Source organism: Actinoplanes missouriensis 431, assembly GCF_000284295.1.
GTDB classification, from domain to species: domain Bacteria; phylum Actinomycetota; class Actinomycetes; order Mycobacteriales; family Micromonosporaceae; genus Actinoplanes; species Actinoplanes missouriensis.
In genome coordinates, this window is sequence record NC_017093.1 from 6,361,674 (window position 1) to 6,378,169 (window position 16,496).

The following is a 16,496-nucleotide window of genomic DNA, read 5'->3' on the forward strand; positions in this document are numbered from 1 at the left end:
CCGCCGCATCGCGCGGCGTTCGGACGTTTCCGACATGCACGATCGCTCAGCTTCGCGGCATCGCGCCGCGGGCGGTGAACACACGCGAACCGCTCACCGCCCCGGCGATGCCGCGCCAGGAGTGCTAGCTGGTGACGATCTCGGAAGCGGCCGGGGCCTTGATGTCCACCGGCACCCCGAAGTCGGAGTAGGTCATGTCCATCTTGACCTCCGGCTGGGTGCCGACCGCCGGAATCGTCAGCGTGTACTTCGTCAGACGACCCTCCCCGTCGATGCCGGCCTCGAACGGGACCGTCTTCGCCCCGAGCTTCTCGACGTCGGCGGCGCCCATGCCCAGCTGCTTGCCGGCCTTGGACAGGTCGATCGTGCCGGTCACGGTGTCGTCGCCGGCCCACTTGACGTCGGTGGCGGCCTCCAGGCTGCGCACCGTGTCGGTGGCGTCGAAGGCGCCGATGGTGCCGGTGCCGCCGGCGCCGTTGAGTTTGCGCCAGGTCTTGCCGTCCATGCCGGGGATGTCCGAGCCGGGCATGGTGATGCGGATGTAGTTCGCGCCGTCGACGATGCGCATCTCGGTCTTGATGTCGGTGCCCTCGGACTCGGCCTCCAGGATGAACTCGCCGGTCTTCTTCACCGGGTCCATCACGCCGTTCATCGTGCCCTGGTCACCCATGTTGATGACGGCCTTGAAGGACTCCTGCTGCAACTTGTTCGCGGCGTCGACGAGCGCGGCGGCCGGTTCCTTGGTGGACTCGGCGGCCTTGGTGTCGCCGCCCGAGTCACCGCCGGACGTGTCGTTGCCTGCACAGCCGCTGAGCGCCAGCGCGGCGGCCATGGCCAGTGCCACCCCGCCGCGCATGATCCGCACGTTCATGTGACCTCCCCGTCTCTGGAGCAGGCCACTTTAGCGACAACAGTCGATCAGCGTGGACCCGGGTCGCGACGTCACGCGACCCGGCAGCTGATCTGCGGCCAGGACCAGTTGCCGCCGTGCATCACCGTGAAGCCGAACGTGTTGCCACTGCCGTTCGGGCGCGCGCCAAGCACGGTGTTGCCGTTGCTCAGCGTCACGTTCGCGTTCCAGCTGTTCTGGAACCGCTGTGGCGCGGCGGCGCTGGCGGTGACGATCCAGGTACTGCTTCCGGTCACGGTCACGGTGAGGTTGAACCGGTCGGACCACTGCTGACCCTGGGTGTAGGTGGTCGAGCAACTGCCGGAGGGCGACGAAGGACCGGGAGAAGACGAAGGACCGGAAGACGAGGGTACGGAAGACGAGAGTACGGGGGATGAGGGCGCCGACCCGAGCACCGGCGTCGTCCAGTCCCGCCACTCCACCAGGTTCCCGGCCGCGCGGCTCGAGATCCGCATCGCCCCGCCATGACTTCCGGTCTTGAGCAGGAACTTCTGGATGGTGCGCTGCAACGGCTCCCGCCACTCCGGCCGATTCGCGCAGTGACTGCCGTCCTGCACGTCCGACCAGTACGTGATGTTCTCCCCCGCTCCGAGCGCCTTGTACACCTCCGCCCCGGCCAGCGCGGCCACACTCGCCGACTTCGGCCCCAGGTTCGCGATGTGCGGGTTGTCCATGATGAACAGCCCTCGCGGGGCGATCATCGCGATCGCGGAGTGGGTGTCCACCGGCAGCCGCGCCGGGCTGGACGTGAACGATCCGAAGGCGTCACCGAGCCACGGCTGCTCACCGTAGGCGCTGCTCAGGCTCTGCGCCCCCTCCCCCGGAATCCCCCGGAAGATCGGCACTCCGGCGCTGCCGGACTCGATCGGCATGGTCAGCGCGATCCGCTGGTCGAACGCCCCGGTCACGAACGCGCCCTTGCCGAACCGCGAGCAGCCGGTCACGCCCGTCGCGTCGGCCCGCAGGATCGAGCCGCCGGACTGCTCCAGCACGTCGATGATCCGGCTGACGCCCCAGGCCCATGCCGCGAGCAGGCCGGTGCTGCTGGTCGAGCCGTAGATGCTGTAGAACGCGCCCTGTTTGCCGGCCCGCCCGGTGCCCTCCTTGCCGACCGCGTAGGGGTCGTACTTGATCACCGCGGCGCCGGCCGCCTTGATCGTGCCGGTGTCGGCGCCGAAACCGCCGAGGACGACGACGGCCGGGAACGGCCCGGTCCCGCTCGGCAGTTCCACACCCGCCGAGAAACTGCTGCTGCGCCCGTTGTGACTGACGTTCACGGTGATGCTCGATCCGGAGACCGTGCCGCTGACGCTCGACGGGCGGCCCGGTTTCTCGCCGTAGACGAACTTCTCGGCCAGTCTCCTGGTCTCGTTGCGCTGGCAGCGCCAGTCGGCCGCCGAGCCGATCCGGGTGCCGTCGAGGCGCCGGAACGGGTCGGGCAGCTTGGTGATCGACGGCAGGGCGCCGGCGTCCGGCAGCGCGGGTGCGGGGCAGCCGGCGCCGTCGTCCTCGACCGGGGCCGCCGCGGCTCCGAGCGGTGCCACGACCGTCACGGCCGCGGCGATGACCAGTGTCAACGCGGCTCTTCGCCACATGACAAGCCTCCTCGAGTGGGGGATGAACCTCTCTGGGGACGAACCTCACTGGGGCCGAACTTCACTGGGGCGGTGAAGCGACCCCGGCGCAGGCGGCGACCGCCGGCGACCGCGGACAGGACGGGCGCCGGACGACGTGGGGATGAGCCTGCACCGGGATCGCCGATGCCCGACAAGACAGATACTTGTCGATGCCCCGAGTATTCGACGGTGGCCACATTGTGTCAACAACTTCCGAGGACGGACCGGAATTTTCGGGATCACCGGGTGCGGCGTTCCCCGGCGTACCTCATGAAGGTTGTTTTGTGTCTCCGATAGTTTCGGTGCTGAGCTTCAGTGTGCGCATCGGTCGATTCATGCCGGCGGGATGATCCGGTGGCCCGGCCGATCTGATGCGATGGAGCCCCGGCGAGAGGCGGCATCGATGACCACCACCGCGACGCTCGTGTTCCTGCTGGTCGTCGGCGCGCGCTTTCTCGTCCCGCTCCTGATCCCGCGCTACCCGCTCCCCGCAGTCGTCGCCGCGCTCGTCCTCGACGCCGTCGACCAGACCGTCTTTCAGTCGTTCGGCTTCGACCCGCCCGGCTATCAGGGCTACGACAAGGCGATGGACGTCTACTACCTGGCGATCGCCTATCTCTCCACGATGCGCAACTGGGCCGGCCGCCCCGCCGTCCAGGTGGGCACGTTCCTCTACTTCTACCGCCTGGCCGGCGTCGTCGCGTTCGAGCTGACCGACTCCCGTGCGCTGCTCATGGTCTTCCCGAACACGTTCGAGTACTTCTTCATCGCCTACGAGGCCTACCGCCTGTTCTGGAACCCGGCCCGCGTCACCCTCAAGTCCTGGATCACCACGGCCGCCGTCATCTGGATCTTCATAAAGCTGCCGCAGGAGTGGTGGATCCACGTCGCCCAGCTCGACTTCACCGACATGGTCGCCGACGTGCCCTGGTTCGGCCCGGCGGTCGTCGCCGCGCTGATCGCGATCGGTCTCGTCTACTGGTTCGTGATCCGCCCTCGACAGCCGCGGCCCGACTGGTCCTGGCACGTCGCCGCCGATCCGCTGCCGACCGGAACGCTCACCGTTGCCGACCGCAACCGCTGGGTCGCCGAGCACGGCAGGCTCTGGTCGGTCGGCACCCTGGAGAAGGTCGCCCTGGTCAGTCTGATCTGGATCATCTACGCCCAGGTGCTGCCGAGCGCCACCTTCACCAACGACCAGCGCGTCCTGGTCACCACCGCATTCGTCGTGGTCAACGCCGCGATCAGCCTCGCCTCGGCCCGCGCGGCCCGCAGCGTGGAGAGCGTGCTGACCGCGTTCACCGTCCGCGCCCTGATCAACGTCGGTCTGGTCTGGCTCGCCGACTGGCTCCTGCCGCGCACCGGCGGCGACCTCCACCCGGCGGTCGCGCTCTTCTTCGTCCTGCTGCTGAGCCTGATCACGCTCCTCGACGACCGCTACCGCCCGATCTACGAGATCCGCTTCCGCTCCACCCCCCATCCGGTACGCCGTTGACCCTCCCCGGAAACCGCGCCTCCCCGGGCTGCCACGCGACCCGGGCGGTCCGTCCCGGCCGCTGCGCGACCTACGGCGACGGGCGGTCCGTCCCGCTGGAACGCCCCACCAGAATGATCGCCATGCCTCCGAAACGCGCCCGTATCCCCTGGCCGGCGATCGGTCCCGTGATCGGCCTGACGCTCGGCGCCGTCGACTCGGTCGTGAACCACATCCCGGTGCTGCTCGGGGAGGTCGGCGCCGCCCGCGCCGCCGCCCCGCCGAGCTGATCAGCGTAAGGCTCCGGAATGCCATCATGAGGGATGAGGTTCGCGGCACGGCTGGACCGGGCCACCTTCACCGCAACGGTCGACCGGAAATTGACGACGATCAGGCAGGCGGCCGGGGCGTTGACGCTCTACGAGCCGGTCGGCTGGTCCGGTCCGCGGCGGATCGGGTCCTGGTCGTGGACGAACGACCGGCTGACCACCGGCGCGCTCCGCTTCGGCGCCGGTCCCTGGCTGGAGGTCATCACGACGACCGGGCCGGTGGCGGAGGTGGTGACCGAGCAGCGGATGGCGGCGGCTCTGGAGACGCGGGATCCCCGGGAGGTGGACATCCCGGTCCTGGATCCGCCCGGTGATCTGATCGTCGAGGTGGACGGGGAGGCTCGGCGCTTCGACCTCTGGCCCGACGGGGTGGGCTGGCAGGCGGCCTCGCCGCCGATCGTGATCAGCGCCAACGGGTTCGCCCCGGCCGGGATCCGCCTGGTCCGGGTGACGCAGATCGAGCCTTACCTGGCCGAGACCAGAGCCGCCCTGCTGGCCCAGTACGACGCGGCCTGACGGAGGGCTTTCGCCGAGCCGTGGTATAGCATTGCTGCTATGGCCTGGGGTGCTGTCGAACTGGAGCCGGAGGTGCAGAAGTGGCTGGGGGGATCATTCTCCTGACGGTGTTCCACAAGACGCGGATGCGGGATGAACGGGAGATCGACCGGGCGCGCAAGGCATTGGCGCGGTGCATAGACGAGGCACACACGGTCGTGAACGAGGAAGGCTAGAACATGAGCGAAGGTGGCAGTTGGGCCGCGATGCGGGAACAGCGAATGGCTGAGCCGGGTGCCGCTGAGGCGTATGACGCCGCGCGGCTCGCGTTCGAGCTCGGTCGTTCCGTCCGGGAGCTCCGTGAGCGCCGAGGGTGGAGCCAGACCCAGTTGGCGACGGCATCGGGAATGACGCAGTCCGCGGTCGCGCGATTCGAGGCGGGCGGAACAGTTCCGACACTCGTCGTGCTGGAACGGCTGGCTACCGCACTGGACTTGAGTCTCAAGGTCGGTTTCGAGCCGCGCAGCGACGCGGCCTGATCGGCCAAATAGGCGCGCGCCCCGCTCCCGGCCATGTCAGGATTCGCGGCATGCCGGTTCGTGCGCTCACCTTCGGAACTGTCGCGGAAGCCTACGAGCGCTACCGCCCCGACTACCCGCAACCGCTCTACGACCTGATCGCCGGCTACGCGGGCCACCCGATCCGCACCGCCGTCGAGATCGGCGCCGGCACCGGGAAGGCCACCCGCCTCCTCGCCGCCAACGGCGTCACCGTGACGGCCACCGAACCGGATCCCGCGATGCTCACGGAGCTGCGCCGGCACGTACCCTCCGATGTCATTCCGCTGCGGGCGGCGTTCGAGGATCTGACCACCGGCGACTACGACCTCTTCTACGCGGCCGCCGCCCTGCACTGGACGAACCCGGACGGCCGCTGGCAGCGCGTCGCGTCCCTGCTCGCGCCGGACGGCGTGGTCGCCGTCTTCGGCGGGCCGCTGCAGCTCACCGACGCGGGTGTCGAAAGGGCCGTCCGGTCGGCCCGCGCGCCGTTCCTGGAGAGCGACGAGTTTCCCTCCCCGGACGGCACCGGACCGGACGCCGCGATGCAGTGGCCCGGCACCGAACTGGAACGGTCACCACTGTTCACCGACGTCCGGCAGCACGTCATCGAGCGGCGCGTGACGATGACGGCGGAGGGGTTTCTCGGTCACCTCTCGACGGTCTCGGCGTACCTGGAAATCCCGCCCGCCCCGCGCGCCGAGGTGTTCCGCCGCATCGCGGACGTGCTGCCGGAGACCGTGGAGCTGACCGCGGATGTCTTCGTCCACCTGGCCCGCCGCAGTTCCGAGAACCCCGCCACGCTTTCCGGAGACGATTGATCGACAGGTGCCCACGAGGGCGTGGCGGGCGATACGCTGCCAACCATGCTGAACGCCGCTGACCAGGCGACTGTGGACCGGGCGAGAGACAGAGCGTTCGCGCTGGTCCATGACAATGTGGGAGCGGCGGGAATGCGGGCAGGCGGCGCCGCGTACCCCCAGGTCTGGGTCCGCGACGCGGTGATCACCGGGCTGGGGCTGGCGGCGATCGGTGACGAGGCCGGGCGGCGGCTGCTGCGCCGGTCGATGGAATCAGCCGGGCGCATGCAGTCCCGTCTCGGCCGGATCCCGAACCATGTCTACGCTCCGGACCCGGATGCGGAACTGGTCGCCGACACGATGTTCGCCGGCGCGGTCGACGCTTCGCTGTGGTACATCGTCGCCCAATACGTTCTCGGCGACGAGACCGACGCGGCGACCGATGAGACGGTCACCCGCGCCTACCGCTGGCTCGAGCACCAGGATGTCAACGAGTGCGGCCTGCTGGAGGTCCACGAGTCGATGGACTGGGCGGACCTGTTCGCCAACCGCTACAACTCGCTGCTGCCCAACGTGTTGTGGTACGCGGCCAACCGTTGCATGGCGGCGATAGCTCGGCGCAACGGCCGGGACGGGGACGAGTTCGACACTCGGGCCGAAGGCATCCGGTTCCGGATCAATCAGCTGCTCTGGGTCGGTCCGGAGGTGCAACGCGACACGACGTGGATCCACGAGAACAGGCTGGAATGGGAGTACCCGACACAGCTGGTGGACACCGTGCTGGGACATCGCCCCTACTATCTGCCCTACATGGCCTTCCGAGAATTCGGGGACCGCTTCGACACCCTCGGAAACCTCCTGGCCATTCTCTTCGGGGTGGCCGACAGCTCACAGGCCGATCGCATCCTGGACTATGCCCGGGGGGTGGGCCTGGACGAGCCGTGGCCGGTGAAGGCGTGCTGGCCGCCCATCACCGAGGCCGACAAGGACTGGCGGGAGTACTACCGGCTGTACAACCTCAATTACCCGCACCAGTACCACAACGGCGGGGCGTGGCCATTCCTCGGCGGGTTCTATGTGGCCGCGCTCGTCGCGGCCAAGCGGCCGGACGAGGCGGAGACGGCGCTGCTGCGCCTCGCCCTGATGAACCGGGAGGGCCGCGACCAGGAATGGGAGTTCAACGAGTGGTTCCACGGCCTGTCCGGGCGCCCGATGGGTCATCAGCGGCAGAGCTGGTCGGCGGGAATGTTCCTGTACGCGGCGGAAGCGGTCACTCGTCAGGCACCGGTTTTCTTCGGGCATCGTGGCCGCTGGAGCCTTCCTTCCACGTGAAGGAGAGCCAGAACAGCACAGCTGTCACCAGGCACGCGAGCACGAACAGCGCGATCACCGGCCCGTGCGGCGGCCGCACACCAAGGCTTGCCACCACCGCGATGAGCGCGCTGATCGCGAAGATCGCTCGCACGCCCCAGAAGCCGATGCGGTACTTCGGAAAGGGGTTTGCCTGAACGAACGTCTCCCACCCGAATCGCCTCTTGTCGCCGACGATCTCCTCCTTCTCCCGGATGTACGCGGCGCATCGGCACACGCTGTGGGCGTGGTTCATCCAGGAGACGCCGAGAATGAGCGCCAGGATCGGATGGACCAGGACGATGGCCGGATTCTTCGCCTGAAAGCCGACGGAAAGCACCGTTCCGAACGCCACCACGGTGAGCGCGATCAGCTGGCCCTGCATCTCGATGAGCTTGAGAATCTCCGTGCGCAGACTCTCGTATTCGGCGATCGCAAAGCTCTCCGCGAGAGGTGCCTTGTCGCCCACCGGTTTTTCAGCGATCGTCATGGGACGCTCCGACCTGGCCGCTCGATGCTGGTCAACTCCCGCAAGGTCGCATGCCGGTGCCCGTGCGCGCCGGGTTGAGTCCATGATTCGACAGCCTTCGACCGGTGGGCACGCGCCAAGCGTGCCCACCGTCGTACCTATGACGTCAGAAGGGGTTGAAGGACTTCGTGCACATACGTGTTCGGGTGCTTGCCGGTGAACCGCTCGGCGTACGGGCCGAACGCGGTGACCGGGACGTCCTGGCCGGTGTGACCGTCGGTCGTCCAGTCGATGAAGAACTCGAAGCCGGTGCCCTTGACCGGGAACGGCCCGTCCTCGGCGACCGACTCGTCGTCGGCGTCCACGTCCTCGACGGCCAGGCCGCCGGTCTCGTGGTCGCCGGTCACCACGACCAGGGTGTCCCGGTGGTTGGCGGCGTACGCCCGGGCCACCGCGACCGCCCTGTCGAGCTCACCCATCGCCTGCAGGGTACGGCGGGCGTTGTTGCGGTGCGCGAACTCGTCGACCGCCTCCTCCTCGACCAGCAGGAAGAAACCGTCCCGGTCGGTGGAGAGGTTCTCCAGGGCCTTCTTCGTCATCGTGGAGAGGCTGACCACCGGGTCGTAGACGTCGCCCTCGCCCTCGGCCCGCTGCTGGAACATCTCCTGGTTGGCGAAGAGGCCGAGCAGTTTGCCCCGCCCGGCGGAGGCCAGCTGGGCGGGCGTGGAGACGTATCGGTAGCCGGCGGCCCGCGCCTGCGCGATCAGGTTGCCCTTGGTGCCCCGGCTGCCCTCGGTGGGGTCCTCGGCGGGCTGGTCCGGGTAGGCGCCCGGGGTGCCGGCCGGCAGCCACCAGTCCTCGCCGCCGCCGAGGATGACGTCTGGCTTGGAGGCCTCGAGGTACTGCCTGGCGATGTCGTCCTGCGCCGCGCGGTCGAGTGAGTTCGAGAAGAACGCCGCCGGACTCGCGTCGGTGACCTGCGCGGTGGTCACCAGCCCGGTCGCCTTGCCGGCCCGTTTCGCCTCCGCGCCCAGGACCGGCAGCGGGTTGCCGTCCGGGTCGACGCTTATCGCGCCGTTGTAGGTGGCCACGCCGGTCGCCCACGCGCTCGCCCCGGCCGCCGAGTCGGTGATCGCCGATTCCGGGTCGTCCGGGCTGGTGGTGAGCTGGCCGGAGACCGGGAGCCGGTCCATCGTGAGTTGCCCGTCGAGACCGGCGTAGTAGAGGCGGGCGGCCTCGCGGTGGGCGGCGGCCATGCCGTCCCCGTTGATGAAGATGACGTTCTTGACCGCGGGTGGTCTCGGCTTCCCCGCGCCGGCCTCGGTCACCGGGTTGACCAGGCTGAGCCCGGCGGCCGCCACCATTCCCGCCACGACCGGCGCCGCGAGCCAGCGCACAGTGCGAACCTGCATGTCTCCTCCTACAGCATCAGCGATGTATCGGGAGGCCCGCCCCCGCAGGGATGGGCGTCGATGTCAGTAAACGCCACACCACGATTGATCGCTCGGTCCCGGCGAAGCGGGAGCCTGCCGAGCAGGCCTGACCACTCTGGCCGGGCGCGCGGTCGTGTGTCACGGGCGGAAGCTGGACCGGTACTCGGTCGGGGTACGGCCGGTGAGCCGGCGGAACGCCGCGTTGAACGCCGACAGCGAGGTGTACCCGACGGCGAAGGCGATCCGGGTGATCGGGGTGTCGCCGGCCGCCAGCTCCTCGATCGCCCGCAGCACCCGCATCCGGCGCAGCACGTCCCGCCACGTCATCCGGGTCTCGTCGGCGAAGCGCCGGGCCAGCGACCGGGGCGCCAGCCCGACCAGCTCCGCGATCTGCTCGAATCGGACCTGCTCACCGAGGCGCTCCTCGGTCAGGAGCAGGGCGCGCCGCAGCTCCGGGGACGAACCGGCCGGCACGACGACCGGGCTGGGCCGCTCGGCCAGCCGCCACGTGACGGCGGCGAGGGTGGTGAACAGGGTTACCCCGTACCCCTGGGAAGGGTCTTTGATCTCGGAGCACTCGGCGAGCAGAGCGCGGGCGAGCGGGCTGAGGTCGAACACCGTCAGCGCCGCCGGTGGACTCGGCGTGATCGCGGGATCGAAGAGGACCGACGCGGTGGTGACCGGCTGCGGAATGCTCACCCGGATCGCCCGGCCCGCCTCGATCAGCGCGGCCCGGGCCGGCGGCAGCAGCCACGACTGCCCGCCGGCCTCGAGCCGCAACGCCCCCGCCGAGGCGCAGAGCAGGTAGTGCCGGTCCACGCACAGCTCGCGGGCGGGTTCACGCGGGAACGTGCGGACGAAGCTGTACGCCACCGGTGTCATCGGAGACCGATCGTAGGAGTCAGCCGACCGTCTCCACCAGCTCCGCCCGGAACCTCCGGCTGACCGGCGGCTCACTCATCAGGGGCCGCAGCACCGCCCCCGACCGGGCGAACGACTCCGATCGCTGATAGCCGGCGAACGACTCCTCGTCCGCCCACTCGTGCACCAGGGTCACGTGGTTCCGGTCGTCCCGGGCGGCGTAGACCCGGAACGCGACATTGCCCGGCATGGCCCGGACCTGCTCGCCCTCCCGGTCGAGCTGGGCGAGCGCGGCCGCCCGGTCACCGGCCGCGGTGGCGAAATCGACGATGGCGATGAACATTCGTGCCTCCTTCATGTGATGGATCGATCCTCACCCGACGGTGGTGGCGCCGGCTCCCGCCGGCCGGACAGGTTCACGCTCGGGTCTGCCGACGCGGCCCGTTCCCGGCATGATGGGCGGTGACGACCTCGGAGGGAGCCCTCGATGATCGGCACGCTGCGCACGGTGGTGCTCGACGCACCGGACATCCGGCGACTGGCCGCGTTCTACACCGCCCTCGGCGGGTGGACCGAGCGGTACACGGACGACGAGTGGATCGGCCTGCAGACCGGCGACGGGTGGCGGATCGCGATCCAGAGCAGCCCGGACCACGTACCCCCGCGATGGCCCGACCCGGAACGGCCGCAACAGGCCCACCTGGATCTGCGCGTGCCCGACCTCGCCGCCGGCGCGGCACGGGCGGTGGAGCTGGGCGCCACCCCGCTGCGCGAGAACGAGAACTGGCACACCCTGGCCGATCCGGCCGGCCACCCGTTCGACCTGTGCCTGTTCCCGGCGAACCCGGAGCCGACGCTGATGGGCGTCATGCTGGACTGCCCGGACGCGAAGGAGCTGAGCGGGTTCTACGCCGAGCTGCTGGGGAAGCCGGTCACGTATTCGGGCGACGGCATGGCGATGATCGGCGAAGAGGGCGCGCAGCCGATCATGTTCCAGCAGGTGGCGGATTATCGGGCGCCGCGGTGGCCGGACCCGGCGTATCCGCAGCAGTTCCACCTGGATGTGACGGTTGATGACGTCGAGGTCGCGGAGCAGGGGGCGCTGAGGCTGGGTGCGACGAGGCTCCCCGAGGAGGGGGAGAATTGGCGGGTTTACACCGATCCGGCGGGAAAGCCGTTCTGCCTCTGCTGGGACTGATCCCGGGCCCCTGAATTCCATACGTAGGCACCGCGCACGGTGACGCCGGGCCGGCCACGCGCCGGGAACGCCGACAACGGGTCACACTCGGTGATGTTCACGATTCGCGGAGTGGTCGCCTAAACCCGCCATCCCGGCTGCCGATCAGCACGCCGACGGAACAGGTGCGACCTCGGAGGCGTCGGTGTTCACACGGTGGGCGGCATTGGGCACGGCAGTGGCCCTGTTGGCCGCGACGGCCGGCTGCGGCAGCAGCGATGACGCGGCGGCGGCTGCGGCCCCGGCGAAGGGCACGATCGGGCTCGCCATGCCGACCAAGGCCTCGTCGCGCTGGATCGCGGACGGCGACAACATGGTCAAGCAGTTCCAGCTGCTCGGCTACGGCACCGACATGCAGTACGCCGACGACGACGTGGACGTGCAGGTCAAGCAGATCGACGAGATGATCGGCGCGAAGGTGAGCGCTCTGGTCGTCGGGGCGATCGACGGCACCGCGCTGAAGAGCGTGCTCGGCAAGGCGGCCCGCGCGGACATCCCGGTGATCGCCTATGACCGGCTGATCCGGGACAGCGGCGACGTCGACTACTACGCCACGTTCGACAACTTCAAGGTGGGCGTCGAGCAGGGCACCGCGATCGTGGACGCCCTGAAGCTCACGTCGACGAAGAAGACCTTCAACCTGGAGCTGTTCGCCGGCTCACCGGACGACAACAACGCGACCTTCTTCTTCAACGGGGCGATGAGCGTGCTCACCCCGTACATCAAGAAGGGTGTTCTGAAGGTCCGCAGCGGCGAGACGAAGTTCGCCGAGGTCGCGACGATGCGCTGGGACGGGGCGGTCGCGCAGAAGCGGATGGCCGCACTGCTGGCGAAGAACAGCGACGTCGACGCCGTGCTCTCCCCCTACGACGGGATCAGCCGGGGCATCCTGGCCGCGTTCGCCGAGGCCAAGGCCGACCTGCCGGTGATCACCGGGCAGGACGCCGAGCTCGAGTCGGTGAAGCTGATCGCGAGCGGCGAGCAGACCGAGACCGTCTACAAGGACACCCGCGAACTCGCCAAGGTCGCCGTGCAGATGACCGACGCGCTGCTCAGCGACGAGAAGCCGATGGTCAACGACACCGAACAGTACGACAACGGCGTCAAGACCGTGCCCACGTTCCTGCTGCAGCCGGTGAACGTCGACAAGTCCAACTACCAGCGCGTCCTCGTCGACGGCGGCTACTACACCGCCGCCCAGATCGGAGCATGAGCGATGCTGAGCAACACTCCCGTCTGGGCGAAGCTCACCGGGCTGGTCACGGCCGGCCTGTGTGCCGTCGGCACCTGCGTCGGCGTCACGCTCTACACCAACCACGTCGCCTCGGACACCTCGGACCGGCTGGCGAACCTGAACACCGCCAGCGCCCTGGTGCTGCGCCTGGACCGGATCGCCAGCGATCTGAAGGTCAACGGCCTGCAGGCGATCACCCGGGACGACCCGGAGACGCAGGCCGCGCTGCTGGACGCCCAGCTCAAGCAGGCGGGCACGCTGCTCGACCAGCTCGACGGCGTCGCCCTGCCCAGTGAGCTGGACGCCGCCGTCACCCGGATCCGCACCGCCTACACCGACTACAGCGACGTCGTCGCACGCTACGTCGCCGGCGCCGAGGCCGACCAGGCGTCGGCCCGGCTGGCCTGGGAGCAGATCGACGTCGACAACTACCTGACCAGTGCGGTGCTCGCCAACGAGCGCGCGCTGTTCGCGTCCACGATCGCGCAGGCCGAGGCGGACGCGGCGACCAGCCGGGACCGGGCGCAACTGATCCTGCTCGGCACCGCTCTGGCCGCCGCGATCCTGCTCTGCGTGCTGGCCCGGATCATCGTCACCTCGATCACCCGGCCGTTGCAGCGGGTCCGCACGGCGCTCGGCGCGATGGCCGGCGGCGACCTCACGGTCACCGCCGACGTGACGTCCGGCGACGAGGTGGGACAGATGGCGCGGGCGCTGGACGAGGCGCAGGCCAACATGCGTACCGTGGTGGCGCAGGCCGCCGCCTCCGCACGCACCCTGGCCACCGCCGCCGAGGAGATGACGTCCACGGCCGGCGCGATCGCCGACACCGCCCGCGGCTCCTCCGAGCAGGCCCGCGACGTGTCCGGCACGGCGGCCGTGGTCTCGGCGAACGTGGGAGCGGTCGCGGCCGGCGCGCAGGAGATGGCCGAGTCGATCCGGGAGATCTCGCAGAGCACCGCGCAGGCCGCGCAGGTCGCCAACCAGGCGGTCGCGGTGGCCCGGTCCACCAGCGCGCACATCGACAAGCTGGGCACCTCGTCGGCGGAGATCGCCAGCGTGGTCCAGGCGATCACCAGCATCGCCGAGCAGACGAACCTGCTGGCGCTGAACGCGACGATCGAGGCGGCCCGCGCCGGTGACGCCGGCAAGGGGTTCGCGGTGGTCGCGAGCGAGGTCAAGGACCTCTCCCAGGAGACCGCGCGGGCCACCGAGGACATCACCCGCCGGGTCGCCGCGATCCAGGCGGACACGGCCGGCGCGGTGGAGGCGATCAGCCAGATCACCGCGGTGATCGAGCAGATCAACGATCACCAGGCGACGATCGCGGCCGCCGTGGAGGAACAGACCGCCACGACGGCCGAGATGAACCGCAGCATCACCGCGGTGGCCGACGGCGCCGGTGACATCGCCGGCGGTGTGGCCGGGCTGGCGTCCGCGTCGGAGAGCACGACCGCGGGCATGACCCAGTCGCGTCAGGCGATCGGCGAGCTCAGCACGATGGCGAACGAGCTGCAGACGCTCGTCGCGCGGTTCAGAGTTTAGTCTCGCAGTTGACCGCGGTGTCCTTCGGGAACAGGTCGCACGCGTCGTCGTCAGCGCCGCCGTCCAGCAGGTCGGCGGCGTTGCCGTCCACCGAGTCGTCGCCGATCAGGTAGTCCGGGCCGGCGCCGCCGTACATCGTGTCGGCGCCCTGCTGCCCGTCGATCCGGTCCCGGCCGCCGAGGCCGTGGATGACGTCCTTACCCGCCGCGCCCTCCAGCGAGTTGTCGCCGTTGCTGCCGGTCAGCCGGTCGTTGCCGGCGCCGCCGACCAGACCCTCGACGTCGGCGGCGATCGTGTCGCGCTCGCCCTTCATCCCGTCGTCGCCGGTCGCGCCGTCCAGGTCCACGGTCACCGGCGACTGGTACCAGTAGTGCACGGTGTCGCCGCCGCTGCCGCCGGAGACGTAGTCGTTGTCGGTCGGGTAACTGCCCTTGATCGGCTCGTTCAGCGCGAACCAGTCGGTGCCGGCGTCACCGTGGAACCGGTCGTTGCCGCTGCCGCTGAAGACGTAGTCGTCACCGTTGCCACCGCGGACCAGGTCGTTGCCGTAACCGTCCTCGATCCAGTCCTTGCCGTCCCCGCCGTACAGCTTGTCGGCGTCGTTGCCGCCCTCGAGCCGGTCGTTGCCGCCGAGGCCCCAGAGCTGGTCCGCGCCGCGGTCGCCGCGCAGGATGTCCGCCCGCGGGCCACCGGTGACCTTGTCGTTGCCGGTGCCGCCGTCGAGCGTCGATCCGAGACCGGTCCGGTTCACGATCGTGTCGTTGCGGTCGTAGGTGTAGACCCGCACCCGGGTGGGCGCCTTCTTCGTCGTACACCTGACCTTGGTCTTGTCGCCCTTGACCTTCTTGCAGCCCTTGCCGGCGGTGATCGCCACCCGGTCGTCGACCGTGATCGTCCTGCCGGACCGGGTGACGACGACCGCGTTCTGCTTGCCCTTGGCCGCCTTGTAGCGCACCACCGTCGATTCCACGACCGTGACCACGCCGGTGGAGGCGGCGAAGGCGGGCACGGCGAAGGCGCCGGTGGTGAGCGTGGTGAGCAGGGTCAGGCCGAGACCGGCCCGGATGTGGCGTGGCACGTGGGATCCTCCCCCGAACGGATCCGGTGGCATCGATCGCCACACGGTGCCAAGATCATAGGGGCTCCGGCTACCGTCGCGCCGCCTCCAGCTGACGCGGGGTCCGCCGCCCCCGGAGCCGGTGCCACACGCCTGCCGCGGTCGCTCGCACGGTCAGCCACAGGACGCGGACGATGCCCGTACCCCGCAGAAGGGTCTCCCCCGCGATCGCCGCGACCCGGTCCATCACCATGCAGGCCCGCCGGTAGTCGTCATCGTCGTCCTGCAGCTCCCAGAGCCGCTCGGCCTGCTCCCACGCCATCGCCCGGGTGGTACGGACCAGGACCCGCTGACTCCAGTCGTCGAGCTCGCCGACGCACTTGTCGATCTCCATCTGCCAGGCGGTGGCGAACCGGCGGCGCAGCGGCGGGATCTCCTCGTAGAAGATCTTGTTGACCAGCAGGTAGTCGGGGTGCTGCGGCCCGTCGCCCGGGTAGCCCATCTTCTTCCACGTCTCGATCAGCGCCAGCGACAGATCGTGGTTGATGTGCGCGTTGACACCGAGCACCGCCGCTTCGAGGGTGCTGATCGTGTCGGTGTGGGCACGCCGGAACAGCACCTCCCACGCGTCCGGGGTGTCCTTGCCCGGCACGCCCCAGGAGGAGAGCGCGGTGAAGTAGAGCCGGGCGAACTCGACGTCGAGCACCTCGAGCCACTTCTTGTCGTGCACCTCGCTGCCGAGCAGGTGCGCGGCGACCCGCTCGGTGATGGTCAGGTACAGCGCGTTGAACTGCCCCACCCGGTTCTTCGCCGGGCTCGGCGGCAACGTGTCGAGAATCGTCTGCAGCAGCTTGAGCCGCTCCACCACACCGGCGATGTCCTCCGGCGGCGTCCGGCAGGCGTCCGCCATGGCCTGCTCCGCGGGCGTCCACCCGTTGACCACTTCCGGAACGGAGGCCTCGATGCGCCGGCGGCACTCGCGCAGCCGCTCAGCGCTGGCCTCAACTTGCACGCGATCGAAATTCACACCTCATGGTCGGTGCCACCGCCCCGCCGGGGCATCCCATATTCGGCCCCCACCCAGTCGGATAGACGACTGTCTTCCTCCACACAAGACCTTAAGACCCTT

General features: G+C 69.5%; 17 protein-coding genes. 9 read left to right on the forward strand and 8 right to left on the reverse strand.

What is annotated here, in order from left to right; genetic code table 11:
* Positions 1-124 precede the first annotated feature (124 nt).
* Together AMIS_RS40930 and AMIS_RS29225 are read right to left on the reverse strand one after the other, a co-directional pair.
* The gene (locus AMIS_RS40930) at positions 125-871 is read right to left on the reverse strand and encodes a hypothetical protein (protein WP_014446044.1); all 747 of its coding nucleotides are present in this window, start codon (positions 869-871) and stop codon (positions 125-127) included.
* A 71-nt stretch (positions 872-942) separates the two neighbouring features.
* A complete protein-coding gene (locus AMIS_RS29225) occupies positions 943-2,505 on the reverse strand; it encodes a glucuronyl esterase domain-containing protein (protein WP_014446045.1) in 1,563 nt (520 codons plus the stop codon).
* A 424-nt stretch (positions 2,506-2,929) separates the two neighbouring features.
* Here AMIS_RS29225 and AMIS_RS29230 point away from each other — a divergent pair, with 424 nt between their 5' ends.
* The 6 genes from AMIS_RS29230 to AMIS_RS29250 all read left to right on the forward strand — a co-directional run bounded on the left by AMIS_RS29230 (position 2,930) and on the right by AMIS_RS29250 (position 7,513).
* Positions 2,930-4,021: a hypothetical protein gene (locus tag AMIS_RS29230; RefSeq protein WP_041830134.1), complete on the forward strand. Its 1,092-nt coding sequence runs from the start codon at positions 2,930-2,932 to the stop codon at positions 4,019-4,021.
* The gene (locus tag AMIS_RS43010) at positions 4,018-4,290 is read left to right on the forward strand and encodes a hypothetical protein (RefSeq protein ID WP_157435128.1); all 273 of its coding nucleotides are present in this window, start codon (positions 4,018-4,020) and stop codon (positions 4,288-4,290) included. The genes AMIS_RS29230 and AMIS_RS43010 overlap by 4 nt, the downstream gene beginning before the upstream one ends.
* Before the next feature lie 33 nt (positions 4,291-4,323).
* On the forward strand, positions 4,324-4,845 hold the full coding sequence (locus AMIS_RS29235; protein WP_014446048.1) for a hypothetical protein: 522 nt from the start codon (positions 4,324-4,326) through the stop codon (positions 4,843-4,845).
* 218 nt (positions 4,846-5,063) lie between these two features.
* A complete protein-coding gene (locus tag AMIS_RS29240; protein WP_014446050.1) occupies positions 5,064-5,363 on the forward strand; it encodes a helix-turn-helix domain-containing protein in 300 nt (99 codons plus the stop codon).
* Between the two features lie 50 nt (positions 5,364-5,413).
* Positions 5,414-6,202, forward strand: coding sequence for a class I SAM-dependent methyltransferase (locus tag AMIS_RS29245; RefSeq protein WP_014446051.1), 789 nt, complete (start codon positions 5,414-5,416; stop codon positions 6,200-6,202).
* A gap of 45 nt (positions 6,203-6,247) precedes the next feature.
* Positions 6,248-7,513: an amylo-alpha-1,6-glucosidase gene (locus AMIS_RS29250; RefSeq protein ID WP_014446052.1), complete on the forward strand. Its 1,266-nt coding sequence runs from the start codon at positions 6,248-6,250 to the stop codon at positions 7,511-7,513.
* Here AMIS_RS29250 and AMIS_RS29255 read toward each other — a convergent pair.
* The 4 genes from AMIS_RS29255 to AMIS_RS29270 form a co-directional block, all read right to left on the reverse strand.
* Positions 7,452-8,021 carry a hypothetical protein gene (locus AMIS_RS29255; protein WP_041830135.1) on the reverse strand — a complete coding sequence of 190 codons (570 nt, stop codon included), beginning with the start codon at positions 8,019-8,021 and terminating at the stop codon, positions 7,452-7,454. The genes AMIS_RS29250 and AMIS_RS29255 overlap by 62 nt on opposite strands.
* A 137-nt stretch (positions 8,022-8,158) precedes the next feature.
* Positions 8,159-9,412, reverse strand: coding sequence for an alkaline phosphatase (locus tag AMIS_RS29260; protein ID WP_014446054.1), 1,254 nt, complete (start codon positions 9,410-9,412; stop codon positions 8,159-8,161).
* A gap of 159 nt (positions 9,413-9,571) precedes the next feature.
* Positions 9,572-10,315 carry an AraC family transcriptional regulator gene (locus tag AMIS_RS29265; protein ID WP_014446055.1) on the reverse strand — a complete coding sequence of 248 codons (744 nt, stop codon included), beginning with the start codon at positions 10,313-10,315 and terminating at the stop codon, positions 9,572-9,574.
* Between the two features lie 19 nt (positions 10,316-10,334).
* A complete protein-coding gene (locus tag AMIS_RS29270) occupies positions 10,335-10,637 on the reverse strand; it encodes a putative quinol monooxygenase (protein WP_041830136.1) in 303 nt (100 codons plus the stop codon).
* A 144-nt stretch (positions 10,638-10,781) separates the two neighbouring features.
* On the opposite strand from AMIS_RS29270, the gene AMIS_RS29275 reads away from it, so the two are divergent.
* From AMIS_RS29275 to AMIS_RS29285, 3 genes are all read left to right on the forward strand, one after another.
* Positions 10,782-11,492 (forward strand): VOC family protein, encoded by a 711-nt coding sequence (locus AMIS_RS29275; protein ID WP_014446057.1) that lies wholly within the window; start codon positions 10,782-10,784, stop codon positions 11,490-11,492.
* A 184-nt stretch (positions 11,493-11,676) separates the two neighbouring features.
* Positions 11,677-12,744 carry a multiple monosaccharide ABC transporter substrate-binding protein gene (gene chvE / locus AMIS_RS29280; protein ID WP_014446058.1) on the forward strand — a complete coding sequence of 356 codons (1,068 nt, stop codon included), beginning with the start codon at positions 11,677-11,679 and terminating at the stop codon, positions 12,742-12,744.
* A 3-nt stretch (positions 12,745-12,747) separates the two neighbouring features.
* Entirely contained in the window at positions 12,748-14,310 is a 1,563-nt protein-coding gene (locus tag AMIS_RS29285) for a methyl-accepting chemotaxis protein (RefSeq protein ID WP_014446059.1), read from the forward strand.
* On the opposite strand, the gene AMIS_RS29290 is transcribed toward AMIS_RS29285, so the two are convergent.
* Positions 14,300-15,388 (reverse strand): calcium-binding protein, encoded by a 1,089-nt coding sequence (locus AMIS_RS29290; protein WP_041830137.1) that lies wholly within the window; start codon positions 15,386-15,388, stop codon positions 14,300-14,302. The genes AMIS_RS29285 and AMIS_RS29290 overlap by 11 nt on opposite strands.
* 70 nt (positions 15,389-15,458) lie before the next feature.
* Positions 15,459-16,379, reverse strand: a complete 921-nt coding sequence (locus tag AMIS_RS29295; protein ID WP_157435130.1) for a DUF5995 family protein — start codon at positions 16,377-16,379, stop codon at positions 15,459-15,461.
* Positions 16,380-16,496 lie beyond the last annotated feature (117 nt).